The organism is Sagittula sp. P11 (assembly GCF_002814095.1).
Taxonomy (GTDB): Bacteria; Pseudomonadota; Alphaproteobacteria; order Rhodobacterales; family Rhodobacteraceae; genus Sagittula.
Genome location: NZ_CP021913.1, coordinates 1,849,016 through 1,868,132, shown reverse-complemented (window position 1 = coordinate 1,868,132; position 19,117 = coordinate 1,849,016). Strand labels below are relative to the sequence as shown.

Sequence of the window (19,117 nt, the reverse complement as noted above, 5' to 3'; positions counted from 1 at the left end):
TGACGACAAACCCGCAACTTTCCCGGTTGAATCCCGGGCGCTCAGGGCTTTGATACCATCCGACAGGACAAGGAGACGTCACATGCCCACCCCGAACCCGGAAGCCATGGACTTCCTTCTCACCCGCCGCTCTCGCCCCTCCAAGACGCTGACCACCCCCGCCCCCGACCGCGCCACGCTGGAGACGCTGCTGACCGCCGCCGCCCGCTCGCCCGATCACGGCAAGCTGGAGCCGTGGCGCTTCATCGTGCTGTCCGGCGACGCGCTGAAGCGCATGGCCGGCGCGGTGGAGGCCACCGGCCAGCGGCTTGGAAAGGACGAACCCACCATCACCAAGGCGCGCGCGGCCTTCGACGACAGCCCGCTCTGCGTTGCGGTGATCGAAGTGCAGAAACCCTCCGACAAGATCCCCGCCATCGAACAGACCTATTCCGCGGGGGCTGTCTGCCTCGCGCTGCTGAACGCGTCGCTGGCCAGCGGCTGGGGCGCGAACTGGCTGTCGGGCTGGGCGAGCCACGACGCGGACTTCCGCCGCGACGCGCTGGGACTGGCCGAGAACGAGACCATCGCGGGCTTCGTCCACATCGGCACGGAAACCTCCACGCCGCCGGACCGGCCGCGCCCGGACCTCGGCGCCATCACCACTTGGGTCGACGCATGATCTTCGACGCCTTCTTCAAGGCGGTGGGCCAGATGGGCGACCCGCGCTTCCGCTCCGTGCTGCTGCGCGGGGTGGGGATCACCGTGCTGGTGCTCTTCGCCTTCGCCGCGCTGATGGTCTGGGGCGCGGGCTGGCTGGTGGGCGACAGCCTGACCCTGCCGTGGATCGGCACGATCACCTGGGTCGACAACGTGCTGAGCTGGGCCATGGTGCCGGTGACGATGATCGCCTCCGTCTTCCTGATGGTGCCCGTGGCCTCCGCCGTGACGGGGCTCTTCCTCGAAGAGGTCGCGCAGGCGGTGGAGGACGTGCACTACCCGGAGGCCGGCCGCGCCGCCTCCGTCCCGTTCTCGGAAAGCGTGATGGACGGGCTGGGGTTCCTGGGCACGATGGTGCTGGCGAACGTGGTGGCGCTGGTGCTCTACCTGCTGTTCGCCCCCTTCGCGCCGTTCATCTTCTGGGGGCTGAACGGGTTCCTGCTGGGCCGGGAATACTTCATCCTCGCCGCCATGCGCCGCGTCGGCCGGGTGGAGGCGAAGCGGCTCTGGCGCAGACACCTGACGACGATCTGGGCCGGAGGCGTGCTGATGGCGATGCCGCTGTCGGTGCCGGTGGTGAACCTGCTGATCCCGGTGCTGGGCGCGGCGACCTTCACCCACATCTTCCACGGGCTGAACCGGGGCAGGGGCGGCGCATAGCCCCGCCCTACAACCCGCCGGTCCCGGAACGAAAGGGGGGAGCATGACCGGAGGACGTCGCAGGCTGGCGCGCCCCCGTCCGGGGCATCGCGTGCCAACCGCCAACTGCGGAACCGCCGTAGGGCGGGGCTCTGCGCCGCCACCGCCCGAAGGTCACCACACTCAGCAGACCGCCCCGCGATACGCCATGCAGGGCGGGGCTCCGCGCCGCCTTACTGGCCGTCCAGCGGCGCCATCCGGTTGAACATCCAGCCGTCGATGTCGCGCACCGTGATCGCGCCGGAGAGGATGGTGCCCGCGATCACCGCCCAGAGCACCAGCGAGATCCCCGTGGTGATCAGCGCCTTCTTCTTCAGGTTATGGACCTCGGGGCTGCCCGCGTGGGTGCCCTCGACCACCTGGCCCACGTCGCCCTGCGTCTTCAGCCGCACCGGGATCACGCAGAGGAACGTCATGAACCAGATGACGGCGAACAGCACCAGTCCGGAGGTGACACCCATCAGACCTGCTCCAGTTCCACGAGGCAGCCGTTGAAGTCCTTGGGATGCAGGAACAGCACCGGCTTGCCGTGGGCGCCGATCTTCGGCTCGCCCGTTCCCAGCACCCGCGCGCCCGACGCCTTCAGGTGATCGCGCGCGGCAAGGATGTCTTCGACCTCGTAGCAGACATGGTGAATGCCGCCAGAGGGGTTCTTGTCCAGGAACCCCTTGATCGGGCTGTCGTCGCCCAGCGGATACAGCAGTTCGATCTTGGTGTTGGGCAGCTCGATGAAGACCACCGTGACCCCGTGATCGGGCTCGTCCTGCGGCGCGCCGACCTTGGCGCCCAGCGCGCTGCGGTACTGTTCAGAGGCCGCCTCCAGATCCGGGACGGCAATGGCGACATGGTTGAGACGACCGATCATTCCTGAACTCCTGTCTTGGGCTGCCATCTTATGCCCGTGCGGACCCGCGCAAGACAAGCGCCACCCGGCGCCCCGCGACAACAGGCGCCACCCCCGCGCCCCGGCTCGCCCCGCCCTGTACCGCCCCGCAACCGTGCTTAACCGCTTGTTCACCAGCCAGGCGGCATCATGACCGGCGACTCGATCAACAGGAGGGACGAATGGACCGCAACGACCACCTCGCCGCGCACAGGCGGCCCACCGCCACCCGGCCGCTTCTCGGCCTCACCATCCTCGTGGTCGAGGACAGCCGTTTTGCCTGCGACGCCATGCGGCTCTTGTGCCTGCGCTCCGGCGCGCGCATCCGCCGGGCCGACTGCCTGAAATCCGCCCGCCGCCACCTGCAGGTCTACCGGCCCAGCGTGGTGATCGTCGACCTCGGCCTGCCCGACGGCTCGGGGGCAGAGCTGATCTCGGAACTGGCCATCGCCTGCCCGCGGGTGGACGTGCTGCTCGGCACCTCCGGCGACAGCTTTGCAGAGGAGGTGGCGCTGGCCGCCGGGGCAGACGGTTTCCTGGCGAAGCCCATCTCGTCGGTGACGGGGTTCCAGAACGCGATCCTCTCGGCCCTGCCGCCCGAACGGCAGCCCACCGGCCCGCGGCTGGTGATCGACGACCCGATCCTGCCCGACCCGCTGGCCTATCGCGACGACATGGCCCATGCCGCCGACGTGCTGGACGACCGGGACGACGAACGCTCCATCCGCTATGTCACGCAGTTCCTGACCGGGGTGGCGCGCAGCGCCGGGGACCGGGCGCTGCAAAGCGCGGCAGAGGATCTGGCCGACGCCCGCCGCTCCGGCCGGCCGACGCAAACCAGCCTCGCCCGCGTCGCGGCACTTGTGCAGGACCGGCTGACCGACCGGCTGGCGATGTAGGCCGTCAGGCGACGCCGAAGCCCTAAAGCAGCAGCCCCGGATCGGCGCCCATGTCGAGCCCGGGGAAGATCGTGCGCTCCACGTCCGTGATCCCGGTGCCGTACAGGCCGCGGATCAGCCAGCCCAGGTGGGCGCGCAGGTCGCGCGTCGGCATCAGGTCGCGCCGGGCGTAAAGGTCGGCCTCCGCCAGCCCCGGCCAGTCGCCATGGACCTTGCCGCCGCGCAGCGCGCCGCCCGCCAGCAGCATCGCCCCCGCCGTCCCGTGGTCGGTGCCCGCGTTGCCGTTCAGCCGGGCGGTGCGCCCGAACTCCGTCACGGCGGCCACCACGGTCTTGCCCCATGTCGCCGCGCCCATGTGCTCCTTCAGCGTCAGCACCGCGGTCGAAAGCTGCTCCAGCGCCGCCTCCAGCAGCTTGTCCTGCCGGGCATGCGTGTCCCACCCGTTGATCGAGAAGGTGGCGATCGCCGCGTCGTTGCGCAGCTTCTTGCCCGCGAATTCCGCCATGCGGGCCACCGCATCGGAATTGCGTGCGGCCTTCATGTCCTCGACCATGCCGCCCATCATCGCCTCTGCGTCGCCGTCGAAGGCAACGCCGTCGCCGTCGCTGCCGGCCAGCGCAAAGGCCTCGGCCAGCGCGGCGCTCATCATCGGGTCGTCGCGCATCACCAGCTCCGCCAGCCGGATCGCCTGCGGCGACAGGGCGAGGTCGGCATCCGGCGTCCAGCGCGTCATCGGGGCGGGCCCGTTCAGGATGGCGAGGGGATCGTTGCCGACCGCATAGGCGGTCTCGGCCACCGCACCGGGCAGGAGGCCGGTCAGCCGGTTCAGCCAGCCGTCGCGGGCCTGCCCGACATTGCCTTCGCCCAAGCCCGCCTCAAGCAGGTCCTGCCCGTCGAAATGGCTGCGCTTGTCACGGTAGGGAGTCGACACCGCGTGCACGAAGCTCAGCTCGCCCGCGGTCCAGAGCGGCAGCAGCCGCCGCGCGCCCCGGTGCAGGGCAAAGAACCCGTCGAGGTCCGCCGCCCCCTTCGGTCCGATGCCGGGCGCGCCGCGCAGGGCGGCATAGCCCGGGTCGCCGTAGGGCGCGACCAGCCCCATGCCGTCCATCCCGCCGCGCAGCAGGATCACCACCAGCCGCCGGTCCCCGGGGACCGAGGCAAAACTCACCGGGGTCACCAGCGGCGAGGCCGCCAGCGAACATCCCACAAGACCCGTCAGAAATCCGCGCCGATCCATCCGCTCACATCCTCTGAAACGCCGGGCTTGCCAGCACCAGCCCGATTCCGTCCGCCCGGCTTTCGGCGGCAGAGGCGGCAAAGCGCACCGCCTCCGGCGCATCCGGTCCCAGCGCCACCTCGACGAAGTCACGCGGGTCGGGCAGGTCGTCCAGCATGATCTGCGGCATGGTCACCGCCCATTGCAGCCGCGCCGCGATACCCTGCGGCTTGATCCACGCGTCGTCCTCTTCCGGCAGGCCGTCCGGGCCGTCGGGCTTCTGCCAGACATGGCCCATCAGCATCAGCGGCCGCTGGATGCGCAGCCGGAAATCGCGCTCGCTCAGGTCTGCCAGCGCCGCGTGCGGCACGTCGAGCGCCCGGCACGCGGACGAGATGAAGTCGAACGGCTGCTTGACGTTCGCGCCCTCCGGCCGCCAGGCCGCCGGGTGCCGCAACAGCGCCTCGTAGACCGAGGGCAGGTCGCCCGAGGTCTCCGTCCAGACGCCCTCCAGCTCGGCCACCAGCGCGGGGTCGGGGGTGTCCGACACGAAATGCATCGCCAGCTTCCACGCCAGGTGCCCGGCGACCGAGGGGTGGTTGGCGATGTCGCGCAGCGCCGCCTCCAGATCCCGGAAGGTCGCGTTCTTCGTGCCGCCGTAGGTCTTGCCCAGCACCGTCTCGGCGCCCGGCTCCGCCCAGCCCTTGACGAACTTGCGTCCGTTCTGCGGGTCAAAGGTCAGGCCGGTCATCAGCTCGGCCAGCTCGCGCACGTCGGTCTGGGTGTAGGGCGCGCCGACGCCCAGCGTGTGCAGCTCCAGCACCTCGCGGGCGAGGTTCTCGTTCATGCCGCGCTTGTCGGGCCGCTTCAGCGTCGCCGGCGATCCCGGCCCGGTGGACCGCGTCTGGTCGAGGTAATCCACCATCACCGGGTGCGTCACCGCCTCCACCAGCAGGTCCTCGAACCGGCCCATGATCCGCGGGCGCAGCGCGCTTTGCATGTAGGGCGAGGACGACCGCCGCATCAGCGCGTTCTTGCCCGTCGCGGTGAAATGGTCGGCCCAGAAGAACTCCAGCCGTTCGCGGAAGCCCGACTCGGTGTGCACCCGGCGCGAGATATGCGCCGCCATCCAGTGCAGCCAGGCCTCGCGCGCCTCGCGCTGCATCAGCCGGGTCTGCTTCTTCAGGCCGGTGCCTTCCTGCGTCTCGCCCTGCTTGCGCGCACGCTTCGCCAGCTGGCGGTATTCGGCCATCCGGCTCAGGAAGGCGGGGAACGGCTCGATCGGGAACCGCTCGGACATGACGTCCGGCGCGCGCAGCCCGGCCATCATCGCCGCCACGTCCGCCGGGGGCGCGATGCGGGGCGACAGCCCGCAACCGAATCGTTTTTCTGCAAGGACTGCATCGAAGGACATGGAAGCCTCCTGCTCGTAGCGCCTCACCCGGCCCGGCGTGTCCTGCATCGTTGGTCGGCAGGGCGTTCGGGTGCCCGGGGTCGCCATCCCCCGGCGGGCCATTCCGGCTGGGCCGGCACAGTCCTGAATCTAGACCCGCCCGGGCCGCCCGCCAATACGCCCCTCCGGGCCAAGGCGGGAATTCGCCTGCACATCCGGAACCTGACGCGGGTTTGTGCGTTCTGAACGCGAAAACGCGCGAATGAGCCGCGGCATGAAAGCGACAACAGCCAGGGGAGCCAAATGACCGACATCTACACCGCCATCAAGTCCGACCACGACAGGCATCGGGACCTGCTGGAGAAGATCTCCGACACCTCCGGCGCCTCGGACGAGCGCAAGGCGGCATGGGACGAGTTCTACCATGACGTGAAGGCTCACGCCGCGGCGGAAGAAGAGACATTCTACTCCAAGCTGATCTCCAAGACCTGGGGTCAGGACGCCGCACGGCACTCCGTCCACGAGCACCAGCAGCTCGACGACCTGATGGAAGAGCTCAACGAGATGGACATGTCGTCCTCTGGCTGGCTGACCAAGTTCAAGACCCTCCGGCACGACTACGAACACCACGTCGACGAGGAAGAAGACGAAGTTTTCTCGCGCGCAAAAGAGGTTATCGACGACTCGGAGATCAAGGGATACGGCGAGCGCTTCCTCAAGCGGAAGCAGGAAGAGGCCGGTCTGATCGACGAGAAGCGCGAGGATTCGCTCGAAGACTGAGCGAAACCTATACGATTGGGGTGCGGGCTATACAAAAGTTAACAAACCGCTATTTCCGCACCCTTTTGCCGCAATCGCGCCACAATTGCCTTACAATCTCCAATTGCAGATACAACCGCAGACGGAGTTATGAAATGGCAACTCAAGTCGCTCTGATGGTTTCGGGGGCAATTCTGGCGCTGATGTTTCCGCTCTTCATGCTGAAGTGTTTCGTCAAACGGGCCTTCATGCGGAAGTACGGTCCCGAGGCTGCGGAAAGCTGCAACGACAAGATGCGCTTCGCGCTCGTCACCACCGCAACGCTGGCGATGGTCTTCGCGGTGCTGACGCTCGACCCGCAGATCCTGGCGCCGGGCAGCGGCCTGCACTGACGGGCTGCGCCTGCGATGCGTGCAACGGGGGTTGGCACGGGTCGGACGTACAGACGGCCCGGCGCGGGTGCGGCGGACGGAAAACGAAAGCCGGGGCAGGCGGCAGGCCAGCCCGGGACGCAGACAAGGAAGGATACGCGACCTCATGCACCGGCGTGACGTCGCAGGTGCCAAGGCGCCCCATGGCGGGCGCTTCCGGCACCGGGACAACAGTTATGCAGCCGTGTTCGGATCGAACGAGTTGACGGATATCACCGTGATCGCTTTCGGACCGATCAGCAGCGAGGACTGCGACCAGATGTGCTTCAACTGGGTGGGCAGGTCGCAGTCCTCAAAAATTCAGCCGGATTTCCGGCGCATATGTCCGCGGGTGCCGGGGGGTCTCCGGCGGAATACTCTCTCTCCCTCCGTAAACGAAAAAGGGTGCCTCCCCGGAGGCACCCTTTCACTTTGTCACATGGGCAGAGGCCTATGGCCCGGGCTCACTCGCGCGGCATGATCCGCAGGCCCAGCTCCATCAGCTGATCGCTGGTCGGATCGGAGGGCGCGTTCATCATCAGGTCCTCGGCGCGCTGGTTCATCGGGAACATGATGACCTCGCGGATGTTCGACGTACCCGCCAGCAGCATCACGATCCGGTCGATGCCCGCGGCGCAGCCACCGTGCGGCGGGGCGCCGTAGTGGAAGGCGTTGAACAGCGCACCGAAGCGCGCCTTCACCTCGTCCGCGCCGTAGCCCGCCAGTTCGAAGGCTTTCAGCATCACCTCCGGCTTGTGGTTCCGGATCGCGCCGGACACCAGTTCGTAGCCGTTGCAGGCGAGGTCGTACTGGTAGCCCTTCACCGCCATCGGATCGCCTTGCAGCGCCTCCATCCCGCCCTGCGGCATGGAGAACGGGTTGTGCTCGAAGTCGATCTCGCCGGTTTCCTCGTCCTTTTCGTAGATCGGGAAGTCCACGATCCACGCAAAGGCAAAGCGGTTCTCGTCGATGAGGCCCAGGTCATGGCCGAGCACGTCACGCGCGCGGCCGGCGACCTTCTGGAAGGAGGCGGGCTTGCCGCCAAGGAAGAACGCCGCGTCGCCGACACCAAGGCCAAGCTGCTCGCGGATCGCCTCAGTGCGCTCCGGCCCGATGTTCTTGGCCAGCGGACCGGCGGCTTCCATGCCCTCGCCCTGATCGCGCCAGAAGATGTAGCCCATGCCCGGCAGGCCCTCTTTCTGGGCCCAGGCGTTCATCCGGTCGCAGAACTTGCGGCTGCCGCCCGTGGGGGCGGGGATGGCGCGGATCTCGGTGCCATCCTGCTCAAGCAGCTTGGCGAAGATCGCAAAGCCGGAGCCGCGGAAATGCTCGGACACGTCTTGCATCACGATCGGGTTGCGCAGGTCGGGCTTGTCGGTGCCGTACTTTAGCGCCGCTTCCTTGTAGGGGATCTGCGGCCAGCTCTCGGGCGCGTCCACCGACTTGCCGCCGCCGAACTCTTCGAAGACACCCGCGATCACCGGGGAAATCGTGTCGAACACGTCCTGCTGCTCCACGAACGACATCTCAAGGTCGAGCTGGTAGAAGTCGGTGGGCGAACGGTCGGCCCGCGGGTCCTCGTCGCGGAAGCAGGGCGCGATCTGGAAATACTTGTCGAAGCCCGACACCATGATCAGCTGCTTGAACTGCTGCGGCGCCTGCGGCAGCGCGTAGAACCGGCCCGGATGCAGGCGCGACGGCACGAGGAAGTCGCGCGCGCCTTCGGGCGAGGAGGCGGTGATGATCGGCGTCTGGTACTCGCGGAAGCCCTTGTCCCACATCCGCTTGCGCATCGACGCCACCACGTCCGAGCGCAGCGTCATGTTGCGCTGCATGTTCTCGCGGCGCAGGTCGAGGTAACGGTACTTCAGGCGTGTCTCTTCGGGGTATTCCTGTTCGCCGAAGACCATCAGCGGCAGTTCCTGCGCCTGCCCCAGAACCTCGAGGTCACGGACGAAGACCTCGATCTCGCCGGTCGGCAGCTTGGGGTTCACCAGCTCCGGGTCGCGCGCCTTCACGTTGCCGTCGATGCGGATGCACCATTCGGAGCGCACCTTCTCCACGTCCTTGAAGGCCGGGCTGTCGGGGTCGCACAGCACCTGCGTGGTGCCGAAGTGGTCGCGCAGGTCGATGAACAGGATGCCGCCGTGGTCTCGGATGCGATGCACCCAGCCCGACAGGCGCACGGTCTCGCCCACGTTATCCTTGGTCAGATCGGCGCAGGTGTGGCTGCGGTAGGCGTGCATGACGGCTCCCCTCAAAAAGCGGCTTGATCAGGCGCCGATACACCGTTCCAGCCCCGGGAAGTCAAGAGCGGCGCAAAAAACGCTGGACCGAAGGGAACCATTAACGAAGATTAACGTTTGGGAAAGCAGTCTTCTGACAACCGTATGGGGGTATACGATGTGGTGGACCGTACTCGACAGAATGCTGAAACGGATGATCGTCAGGGGCAGGCTCTGCGTCGTCGGTCCGGATGACCAGACCGGCACGTACGGACAGGGCAGTCCCGAGATCATGGTGAACATCACCTCCGACGAGTCGGTCAGGCGGCTCGTGACGCAGCCCGCGCTGGCGCTGGGAGAGTGCTACATGGACGGCACGCTCCGCATCGACGGGGACGACCTGACCGGCTTCATGACGCTTCTGCTGGAAAACGAAAGCTACAACCGGATGCCGGGGTGGTACATGGGCGCGCTGAAGGCCCGGACCGCGCTGCGCGGCGTCATCCAGCGCAACAACCCGCTCAAGTCGAAGCGGAACGTGGCGCATCACTACGACATCTCCGACGATCTCTACGCGCTCTTCCTCGACCGGGACATGCAGTATTCCTGTGCCTACTGGCCGCGGCCCGACATGACGCTGGACGAGGCGCAGGAGGCCAAGAAGGCGCATATCGCCTCGAAGCTGCTGATCGAGCCGGGGATGCGGGTGCTGGACATCGGCTGCGGCTGGGGCGGGCTGGGGCTGACACTGGCGCGCGACCACGGCGCACGGGTGACCGGCGTGACCCTGTCGGAGAACCAGCTTGCCACCGCGCAGGCCCGCGCCCGTGCCGAAGGGCTGGAGGACGTGACCGACTTCCGCCTGCTGGATTACCGCAAGCTCGACGAGGAATTCGACCGGGTGGTGTCGGTGGGGATGCTGGAACACGTGGGCGCCCCGCATTTCGACGAGTACTTCGCCAAGGTCTCGGACCTGATGGGCGCCGACGGCATCGCGCTGATCCATTCCATCGTGAAATCCGGGCCGCCGCGTGCCAACAACCCGTGGATCGACCGCTACATCTTTCCGGGCAGCTACGCGCCCTCCGCCTCCGAGATCTACGGTGCGATCGAGAAGGCCTGGCTCTTCCAGTCCGACGACGAGGCGCTGCGCCTGCATTACGCCAAGACGCTTCACGCCTGGCGGATGCGGTTCGAGGCGCAGTCCGACCGGATCGAGAAGATGTTCGACACGCGCTTTGTCCGCATGTTCCGCTTCTACCTGACCTCGATGGAGGTATCCTTCCGGATCGGCACGCTGCACGTCCAGCAGTGGCAGCTCGCCAAGCGCATGGACGCGGTGCCGATCACCCGCGACTACCTGTATGCGTCCGAGGCGGAGGATCACCGCATGGCGGCGGAGTGAGCCCGTCCCGGCCACCCGCGGGTGGCGGTTGCGGGACGCCTCCGGCGGGGAGGTATTTATCGCCAAGATGAAGGAGGGGCGGGTCGCCGATCCGCCCCTTTCCGCGTGGTGCGACGCCGCGCGGCCTCCTGCGTCAGCTTGGGGGTTGAACCCGCGCGACGCCCGTCTATAACCGCCACAATTTGCGGGCAGGACAGGCGAGTCCCTGCCCCGCTGAAACACGCCGCCAGACGAGGTTCTCCATGCCCAGACGTACCGATATCAAATCCATCATGATCATCGGCGCCGGACCCATCGTCATCGGGCAGGCCTGCGAGTTCGACTACTCCGGCGCCCAGGCGTGCAAGGCGCTGCGCGAAGAAGGCTACCGGGTCATCCTGGTGAACTCCAACCCGGCGACGATCATGACCGACCCGGGCCTGGCGGATGCCACCTACATCGAGCCGATCACCCCCGAGGTGGTCGCCAAGATCATCGAGAAGGAACGCCCCGACGCGCTTCTGCCGACGATGGGGGGCCAGACCGGGCTGAACACCTCGCTCGCGCTCGAAGAGATGGGCGTGCTGGCGAAATACAATGTCGAGATGATCGGCGCCAAGCGCGAGGCCATCGAGATGGCCGAGGACCGCAAGCTGTTCCGCGAGGCAATGGACCGCATCGGCCTCGAGAACCCCAAGGCCGAGATCATCACCGCGCCGAAGAAGGCCAACGGCAAGCGCGACCTCGACGAGGGCGTCCGGCTGGCGCTGGAGACGCTGGAGCACATCGGCCTGCCCGCGATCATCCGTCCCGCCTACACGCTGGGCGGCACCGGCGGCGGCGTTGCCTACAACCGCGAGGATTACATCCACTACTGCCGTTCGGGCATGGATGCCTCTCCGGTGGGTCAGATCCTCGTCGATGAATCGCTGCTGGGCTGGAAGGAATTCGAGATGGAGGTCGTCCGCGACAAGGCGGACAACTGCATCATCGTCTGCTCCATCGAGAACGTCGATCCGATGGGTGTGCACACCGGCGACTCGATCACCGTGGCGCCGGCGCTGACGCTGACCGACAAGGAATACCAGATCATGCGCAACGGCTCCATCGCCGTGCTGCGCGAGATCGGGGTGGAGACCGGCGGATCCAACGTGCAGTGGGCGATCAACCCGGAAAACGGCCGCATGGTGGTGATCGAGATGAACCCGCGCGTGTCGCGCTCCTCGGCGCTGGCGTCGAAGGCCACCGGCTTCCCCATCGCCAAGATCGCGGCGAAGCTGGCCGTGGGTTACACGCTGGACGAGCTCGACAACGACATCACCAAGGTCACGCCCGCCTCCTTCGAGCCGACCATCGACTACGTCGTCACCAAGATCCCGAAATTCGCCTTCGAGAAGTTCCCCGGCTCCGAGCCGAAGCTGACCACCGCGATGAAGTCGGTGGGCGAGGCGATGGCCATCGGCCGCACGATCCACGAATCCATGCAGAAGGCGCTGGCCTCCATGGAATCCGGCCTGACCGGCTTCAACGAGGTCGACATCCCCGGGCTGAAGGAAGGCCATTGGGAATCCGTCGGCAGCGAAGGCAAGGCCGCCGTCATCAAGGCGCTGTCGGAGGCCACCCCCGACCGGCTGCGGACCATCGCGCAGGCCATGCGCCACGGGCTTTCGGACATCGAGATCCAGGGCGTCACCGCCTACGATCCGTGGTTCCTCGAACGCATCCGCGAGATCGTCGAGGCCGAGGAGGAAGTGCGCCGCGACGGCCTGCCCGTCACCGAGGACGGGCTGCGCCAGCTCAAGATGATGGGCTTCACCGACGCGCGCCTGGCCGGGCTGACCGGCCGGACCGAGGGGCAGGTGCGCCGCGCCCGCCAGAACCTCGGCGTCAACGCCGTCTTCAAGCGCATCGACACCTGTGCCGCCGAATTCGAGGCGCAGACCCCCTACATGTACTCGACCTACGAAGAGCCGATGATGGGCGAGGTCGAATGCGAGGCGCGTCCCTCCGACCGCAAGAAGGTGGTCGTGCTGGGCGGCGGCCCGAACCGGATCGGGCAGGGGATCGAATTCGACTACTGCTGCTGCCACGCCTGCTTTGCGCTGGCCGACGCGGGCTATGAGACCATCATGATCAACTGCAACCCGGAAACGGTGTCGACCGACTACGACACCTCTGACCGGTTGTATTTCGAACCGCTGACCTTCGAGCACGTGATGGAAATCATGCGAGTCGAGCAGGAGCGCGGCACGCTGCACGGCGTCATCGTCCAGTTCGGCGGCCAGACGCCGCTGAAGCTGGCCAACGCGCTGGAAGAGGCGGGCATCCCGATCCTCGGCACCACGCCCGACAGCATCGACCTGGCCGAGGACCGCGACCGGTTCCTGAACCTCGTCAACGATCTGGGCCTGAAGCAGCCCAACAACGGCATCGCCTCCACCGACGAGGAAGCGTTCAAGATCGCCGAGAAGATCGGCTTCCCGCTGGTGATCCGCCCGTCCTACGTGCTGGGCGGCCGCGCGATGGAGATTGTCCGCGACATGGACGGGCTCAAGCGCTACATCCGCGACGCCGTGGTGGTCTCGGGCGACAGCCCGGTGCTGCTCGACAGCTACCTCTCGGGCGCGACCGAGCTTGACGTCGACGCGCTGTGCGACGGCGAGGCGGTGCACGTCGCCGGCATCATGCAGCACATCGAGGAGGCCGGGGTGCACTCCGGCGACTCCGCCTGCTCGCTGCCGCCCTACTCCCTGTCGAAGGACCTGATCGAAGAGGTCAAGCGCCAGACAGAGGCGCTGGCCCGCGCGCTGAACGTGGTCGGCCTGATGAACGTGCAGTTCGCCATCAAGAACGACGAGATCTACCTGATCGAGGTGAACCCGCGCGCCTCCCGCACCGTGCCCTTCGTGGCCAAGGCGACGGACAGTGCGATTGCCTCTATCGCCGCGCGCCTCATGGCCGGAGAGAAGCTCTCTGCCTTCCCGACGCGTCTGCCCTATGCCGCCGACATCGACTACGACACCGACGTGCCGATGGCCGACATGATGACGCTGGCCGACCCGGACATGCCGTGGTTCTCGGTCAAGGAGGCGGTGCTGCCCTTCGCCCGCTTCCCCGGCGTCGACACCATCCTCGGGCCCGAGATGCGCTCGACCGGCGAGGTCATGGGCTGGGACAAGTCCTTCCCGCGCGCCTTCCTGAAGGCCCAGCTTGGCGCCGGCACCCACCTGCCGACCGAAGGCGCGGTCTTCCTGTCGATCAAGAACGACGACAAGACCCCGCAGATGGTCGAGGCGGCGCAGATCCTGTCCGGCCTGGGCTTCCGCCTGATCGCCACCAGCGGCACCGCGGCCTTCCTGTCGGAGCACGGGCTGACCTGCGACACGGTGAAGAAGGTCTACGAGGGCCGGCCGAACATCGTCGACCTGATGAAGGACGGCGGCGTGCAGCTGGTGCTGAACACCACCGAAGGCTCCGCCGCGGTCGAGGACTCGCGAGAGATCCGCTCCGTCGCCCTCTACGACAAGATCCCCTACTTCACGACCGCCGCCGGCGCCCACGCCGCAACGCTGGCCATGCAGGCGCGGGAAGAGGGCGAACTGGTGGTGAAGTCGCTGCAGGGGTGAGTGCTTACTCCCGGTAAGCACCTTCCCCGAAAGTCGCGCGCGCACTTGGCAAATCACTTGCCCACGTTTCGGGCAAGTGCCTAAGTAGGCCGAACTCAGATATGGACTTCGTGTAACCGTCTTTGTTTGATGAAAGGCCGTTAACAACTATCAGATAGATTTCGGGACTGGACAGTCGGGCGCGCACGATCTTTCCGAACTTAAATTTCTCTTCTTCTGATAAGTCTGAAATGCGAATGTGTCTGAAGACGTTGAATAGTGACCTGTAGTAAGGGGCCAGTTCGATTTCATACTTTTTAAAATGGCGCTCATATAAGTCTATGAGCGCCATTTCAATTTTTGCGCTATCGGTCACGTACATTCGGGTTCCTGCATCAAGGTCTCTACATTCGTTTGCGATAATTCGCAGTGCGCGGCGCCCTTTCGCTCGATATTCTGTATCATTGGGCTTTCGTGAAGATACTTCGAGAGAGGAAATGTAGGATTCGAGACTTTCAAGAAGATTGAAAAACGTGGTTTCGAACGCTTGGCGTTCAAAAACCTTCCGCGTTTGACGCAATTCCTCGCGCTGCAGGCCAAGTTCCTTTTTTTGGAGGATAAGCGTCCACACTAGTCCGGAGAAGGCCAGTCCGGAGAAAAGTGAGGTGACTGCGCCAAACATGTCGCCAGCCTCCCCGGTCCCTAACTTGTCCGATGGAGGAAAGAATGCAGGCATGGTGAAGAATGTCGATGCCCAGGCAATAAGGACAATCGCAAACCAATTTGCGGGACGAGACAGTATTGCCTCCAGCCTCGAACGATTAAGTCTTCGCTCCGCGGCTGTAGATAGGAATTGATAGGAGGCCACGCACACTAGGATAAAGACTATGAGGCCAAGCAAGCGTCCACCTTTTGAAAACACGGGTTCCTTTCTTAAGTTGTATGAGAACGATTGCTTGTGCAAGCGGCGCCAGTGACGGCGCGCGCGGCGGCTCGCCATCCTTAGTTCGGGTGCGCTTTATCCCTACACATCCGTAGGACCTCGAAGGTCAAACCAGGACCATCCAGAGAGCCGCCGCATAGGGGCGCGTCGTCTCTGGCGCGGCGGCCTTCGGCCTTGTTCCGCGCCGGGTACGCCGATCAGTCGGAAGACGGCGCTTTTGCAAAGAGGGTCTTCGACACGTCCCTCACCACCGCCAGTCGAACGTCCGGATCAGTTTCACGCTGACCGTGCCGCTGTCGCGGTCCTGTACGACCGGGGAGTCGCCCGCGTCGCCCACCAGCCGGGTCCAGCCGAGCGCGCCCTCGACCGCCCAGACCTCCGAGAAGTCGTGCCGCACGGTGAACTCCAGCCCGGCCGTGTACAGCCCGCCGTCCGCCGAATAGGCCGGCAGCGTCGCGCCGGTCGGGACGGCGAAATAGGTGTCCATGTATTCGTCGTTGGCAAAGGACAGGCGCGGGCCGAAGCGGACCTCCGTTCCCTGGCCGTAGTCGTGCACCACGTCCGAACCCAGGTCGCCGACCACGCCTTCGTGCCCGGTGACACCCTTGCGCACCGCGCCCCAGACCTCCACCGACGGCCAGCGGTAGGACACCCGGCCGCCCAGTTCGAGCGCCGCGTCCACGTCGTCGATGCCGGTCAGGCGGGAATAGTCGGACGCCTCGCGCTCCGGCAGGTAGCGGAAGGACGGGCCGAAGCCGAAGCCCATGCCGTCGCCCCGGTCGATGTCGAGGCCCAGCATCCGGAAGGTCGTGACCGATGCCCCCAGCGCCGGACCGGCGACATATTCGTCCGACCCCTCGTAGGCCGGGCGCGATTGCACACCAAGCCCCAGTTCGAAGGACAGCGCGCGTTCCTGCGCGGCTGCGGGCAGGGCAGAGGCGGCCAGGGCCAGGACGGAAAGCCGGTGGGTCAGCGTCATAGGATGGGTCTCCAGGGGAAAGGCATTTGACCCGAGCGTAGCACGCGCGCCCCCGGGTGCCAGCGGCGCCGCTCCGAAAGTGGGGTCCCCGCGTCACCTTCACGCAGTCGTGATCGGCGGAACGGCGCGCGCGGCGGCGCGACGCCGGATCCCGGCGAAAGGCGCCGGACTGCCGATTCGCGGGCGGCGGGCATGGTTAACAACCGGCCGGTTCGACCCCCTGAACCGGCCGGGACTCACCATAACGAGGCGTTAACCGGGCAGGGTTAAGCCACCGCACGCAGCATTGACCCGCGCGCTCTCCACATCGCGCTCCGGCTCTGTTACAGGACAGCGCAGGGCAGTCCGGAGGCGCAGATCATGAAACCCGTCATCCTTACCATTCTCGACGGCTGGGGCCTGCGCGAAGAGACGGCGAACAACGCCCCCGCGCTGGCAAAAACCCCGACAATCGACAGGCTTATGGCGACCTGTCCGCATGCGACGCTGATCACCCACGGGCCTGACGTGGGTCTGCCGACCGGGCAGATGGGGAACTCCGAAGTGGGGCACACCAACATCGGCGCGGGCCGGGTGGTGGCCATGGACCTTGGCCAGATCGACCTTGCCATCGAGGACAAAAGCTTCTTCGAAAACAAGGAGATCCTCGATTTCTGCGGCGCCGTTAACGAAGCCGGCGGCAAGGTGCACCTTGCGGGGCTGACCTCCGACGGCGGGGTGCACGCCCATGTCAGCCACATGATCGCCGCCGCGAAAATGATGCGGGATCAGGGGCTTGAGGTCTGGCTGCACATCCTGACGGACGGCCGCGACACCGATCCGAAATGCGCGCTCAATTATATCGCTAACCTTCGTGAAGAGCTGGACATCCCGGAGGACAACACCGGCCCGGTGCGCTTCGCCACGGTGATCGGGCGCTACTACGCCATGGACCGCGACAACCGCTGGGAACGGGTTGAGGCGGCCTACCGCGCCATGACCGCCTATGCCGACAGCAACGCCGATGCCTTCCCGAACGGCGGCACGCACCCCACGCCAGAGGCCGCGATCAAGGCCGGGTACGCGGAGCGGGGCCAGGGCGACGAGTTCATCAAGCCCTCTGTCATCGAAGGATATCAAGGGTTTGGCAAAGGCGACGGGCTGTTCTTCCTGAACTTCCGCGCCGACCGCGCGCGCGAGATCCTCGCCGCCATCGCCGCGCCGGACTTCGACGGTTTCGCGCGTGAGAAGCCCGCGCTCTCCGCCTGTCTCGGCATGGTCGAATACTCCGAGGCGCACGGCAAATACATGACCACGGCCTTTCCGAAGCGCGAGATCGTCAACACTTTGGGCGAATGGGTGGCCAAGCACGACAAGACGCAGTTCCGCCTCGCCGAGACGGAAAAATACCCGCATGTGACCTTCTTCCTGAACGGCGGCAAGGAAACCCCGGAGCCGCACGAAGACCGCTTCATGCCGAAGTCGCCCAAGGTCGCGACCTACGACATGCAACCGGAAATGAGCGCGGGCGAGGTCACGGAGAAGTTCCTTGAAGCCATCGGCAAAGGCTATGACCTGATCGTCGTGAACTACGCGAACCCCGATATGGTCGGCCACACCGGCGATCTGGACGCGGCCATCAAGGCTTGCGAGGCGGTGGACCATGGCCTTGGACAAGTGGTTGAGAAGCTTGAGCAAACCGGCGGTGCCCTGCTGGTGATCGCCGACCACGGCAACTGCGAGACGATGGTCGATCCGGAAACCGGCGGGCCGCATACGGCGCATACGACGAACCTCGTTCCGGTGATCCTGTTCGGCGGGCCGGAGGGCGCATCGCTGGCGGATGGGCGGCTGGCAGATGTGGCGCCGACGCTGCTGGCGCTGATGGACCTGCCGCAACCCGATGAAATGACAGGGGAAAGTCTGATCCGGTGAAACGCCTCGCGCTCCTTCTGACCCTGGCCGCCACGCCGCTTGCCGCGCAGGACGCGGGCGAGGATGCGCGCCGCGCGGCAGAGGCGCTGGAGGCGGCCTCCGTCCAGCTCGACCGGGCCGAGGACGCGCAGGACCGGGTCTCTGCCCTGACCGACACCATCCGTGCCTACGAGGACGGGCTGGCCGCGATGCGCGAAGGGCTGCGCGCCGCCGCCATCCGCCAGACCGAGCTGGAGCGCAAGCTTGAGGCGCAGAACCAGGAAATTTCCCAGCTGCTGGGTGTACTTACCGCGATGGGCGGGCGGGCCTCGCCGGGTGCTCTGTTGCATCCGATGGGGCCCTTAGGAACCGCGCGGTCGGGCATGCTGGTCGCCGCAGTGACGCCGGGGCTGGCCGCGCAGGCCGCCGACCTGCGCGCCGATCTCGAAGAGGTCACCGCCCTGCGCGATCTTCAGCAGAACGCGGCACACACGCTGGCCGAAGGGCTGAAAGGTGTACAGGAAGCGCGCACCGACCTCAGCCAGGCCATCGCCGACCGCACCGATCTGCCCAAGCGCTTCACCGAGGACCCGGTGCGCACCGCCATCCTGATCTCCGCCACCGAGACGCTGCAGGGGTTCGCCTCCGGTCTCAGCCAGATCGCGGAGGGGGAGGAAGAGGGCGCTCCGCTCCCGGATATCGAGGACCTGCGCGGCACCCTTCCGCTGCCCGTGAGGGGCACGCTGCTGCGCGAGGCGGGCGATCCGGACGCCGCCGGAGTGACCCGTCCGGGCATCCTGATCGCCACCCGTCCCGGCGCGCTTGTGACCACGCCGACCGCCGCCACGATCCGCTACAACGGCCCGTTGCTGGACTACGGTCTGGTGACGATCCTCGAGCCGTCACCCGATATTCTCTTTGTTTTCGCCGGGTTGGACCTCGTCTACGGCGAGATAGGAGAGGTGCTGCCAGCGGGCAGTCCGATCGGCCTCATGGGTGGGGCCACAAATGCGTCAACTCCCGGTGAAGGGGCTGGCGCAGGGCGTACGGAAACGCTCTATATAGAGGTCAGAGAGGGCGACGCGCCCAATGATCCACAGCTGTGGTTCGCAATCGACAAGGGATGAGAT

The 19,117-nt window shown here is 66.3% G+C and carries 16 protein-coding genes; 9 read left to right on the top strand and 7 right to left on the bottom strand.

What is annotated here, in order from left to right; genetic code table 11:
- Positions 1 to 82 precede the first annotated feature (82 nt).
- Together CDO87_RS09125 and CDO87_RS09120 are read left to right on the top strand one after the other, a co-directional pair.
- Positions 83 to 661: a nitroreductase gene (locus CDO87_RS09125; RefSeq protein WP_100928488.1), complete on the top strand. Its 579-nt coding sequence runs from the start codon at positions 83 to 85 to the stop codon at positions 659 to 661.
- Positions 658 to 1,359 carry an EI24 domain-containing protein gene (locus CDO87_RS09120; protein WP_100928487.1) on the top strand — a complete coding sequence of 234 codons (702 nt, stop codon included), beginning with the start codon at positions 658 to 660 and terminating at the stop codon, positions 1,357 to 1,359. Before CDO87_RS09125 ends, CDO87_RS09120 begins: the two co-directional genes overlap by 4 nt.
- A 212-nt stretch (positions 1,360 to 1,571) precedes the next feature.
- Here the strand turns inward: CDO87_RS09120 and CDO87_RS09115 are convergent, their stop codons facing one another.
- Positions 1,572 to 1,859: a DUF1467 family protein gene (locus CDO87_RS09115; RefSeq protein ID WP_100928486.1), complete on the bottom strand. Its 288-nt coding sequence runs from the start codon at positions 1,857 to 1,859 to the stop codon at positions 1,572 to 1,574.
- A complete protein-coding gene (gene mce, locus CDO87_RS09110; protein WP_100928485.1) occupies positions 1,859 to 2,263 on the bottom strand; it encodes a methylmalonyl-CoA epimerase in 405 nt (134 codons plus the stop codon). The genes CDO87_RS09115 and mce overlap by 1 nt, the downstream gene beginning before the upstream one ends.
- A gap of 200 nt (positions 2,264 to 2,463) precedes the next feature.
- On the opposite strand from mce, the gene CDO87_RS09105 reads away from it, so the two are divergent.
- Positions 2,464 to 3,180 (top strand): response regulator, encoded by a 717-nt coding sequence (locus tag CDO87_RS09105; protein ID WP_100928484.1) that lies wholly within the window; start codon positions 2,464 to 2,466, stop codon positions 3,178 to 3,180.
- Between the two features lie 22 nt (positions 3,181 to 3,202).
- On the opposite strand, the gene CDO87_RS09100 is transcribed toward CDO87_RS09105, so the two are convergent.
- On the bottom strand, positions 3,203 to 4,417 hold the full coding sequence (locus CDO87_RS09100) for a DUF1501 domain-containing protein (protein ID WP_100928483.1): 1,215 nt from the start codon (positions 4,415 to 4,417) through the stop codon (positions 3,203 to 3,205).
- Between the two features lie 4 nt (positions 4,418 to 4,421).
- Positions 4,422 to 5,810, bottom strand: a complete 1,389-nt coding sequence (locus tag CDO87_RS09095; RefSeq protein WP_100928482.1) for a DUF1800 family protein — start codon at positions 5,808 to 5,810, stop codon at positions 4,422 to 4,424.
- 282 nt (positions 5,811 to 6,092) lie between these two features.
- On the opposite strand from CDO87_RS09095, the gene CDO87_RS09090 reads away from it, so the two are divergent.
- Positions 6,093 to 6,569, top strand: a complete 477-nt coding sequence (locus CDO87_RS09090) for a hemerythrin domain-containing protein (RefSeq protein ID WP_100928481.1) — start codon at positions 6,093 to 6,095, stop codon at positions 6,567 to 6,569.
- 134 nt (positions 6,570 to 6,703) lie between these two features.
- Positions 6,704 to 6,940 carry a hypothetical protein gene (locus tag CDO87_RS09085; RefSeq protein WP_157814954.1) on the top strand — a complete coding sequence of 79 codons (237 nt, stop codon included), beginning with the start codon at positions 6,704 to 6,706 and terminating at the stop codon, positions 6,938 to 6,940.
- A 482-nt stretch (positions 6,941 to 7,422) separates the two neighbouring features.
- Here CDO87_RS09085 and aspS read toward each other — a convergent pair whose 3' ends face one another.
- Positions 7,423 to 9,204, bottom strand: a complete 1,782-nt coding sequence (gene aspS / locus CDO87_RS09080) for an aspartate--tRNA ligase (protein ID WP_100928479.1) — start codon at positions 9,202 to 9,204, stop codon at positions 7,423 to 7,425.
- A gap of 157 nt (positions 9,205 to 9,361) precedes the next feature.
- Here aspS and CDO87_RS09075 point away from each other — a divergent pair, with 157 nt between their 5' ends.
- Together CDO87_RS09075 and carB are read left to right on the top strand one after the other, a co-directional pair.
- Positions 9,362 to 10,588: a cyclopropane-fatty-acyl-phospholipid synthase family protein gene (locus CDO87_RS09075; protein ID WP_198521852.1), complete on the top strand. Its 1,227-nt coding sequence runs from the start codon at positions 9,362 to 9,364 to the stop codon at positions 10,586 to 10,588.
- 242 nt (positions 10,589 to 10,830) lie between these two features.
- Positions 10,831 to 14,193, top strand: coding sequence for a carbamoyl-phosphate synthase large subunit (gene carB / locus CDO87_RS09070; RefSeq protein ID WP_100928477.1), 3,363 nt, complete (start codon positions 10,831 to 10,833; stop codon positions 14,191 to 14,193).
- Positions 14,194 to 14,197: 4 nt separating this feature from the next.
- Here the strand turns inward: carB and CDO87_RS09065 are convergent, their stop codons facing one another.
- Positions 14,198 to 14,854 carry a putative phage abortive infection protein gene (locus CDO87_RS09065; RefSeq protein WP_157814953.1) on the bottom strand — a complete coding sequence of 219 codons (657 nt, stop codon included), beginning with the start codon at positions 14,852 to 14,854 and terminating at the stop codon, positions 14,198 to 14,200.
- Between the two features lie 505 nt (positions 14,855 to 15,359).
- Positions 15,360 to 16,094, bottom strand: coding sequence for a MipA/OmpV family protein (locus CDO87_RS09060; RefSeq protein WP_100928475.1), 735 nt, complete (start codon positions 16,092 to 16,094; stop codon positions 15,360 to 15,362).
- Positions 16,095 to 16,454: 360 nt separating this feature from the next.
- Between CDO87_RS09060 and gpmI the strand changes: the two genes are divergently transcribed.
- Positions 16,455 to 18,008, top strand: a complete 1,554-nt coding sequence (gpmI, locus tag CDO87_RS09055) for a 2,3-bisphosphoglycerate-independent phosphoglycerate mutase (RefSeq protein WP_100928474.1) — start codon at positions 16,455 to 16,457, stop codon at positions 18,006 to 18,008.
- Complete coding sequence (locus CDO87_RS09050) at positions 18,005 to 19,114, top strand: murein hydrolase activator EnvC (RefSeq protein WP_100928473.1); 1,110 nt, start codon at positions 18,005 to 18,007, stop codon at positions 19,112 to 19,114. Before gpmI ends, CDO87_RS09050 begins: the two co-directional genes overlap by 4 nt.
- Positions 19,115 to 19,117: the final 3 nt, after the last annotated feature.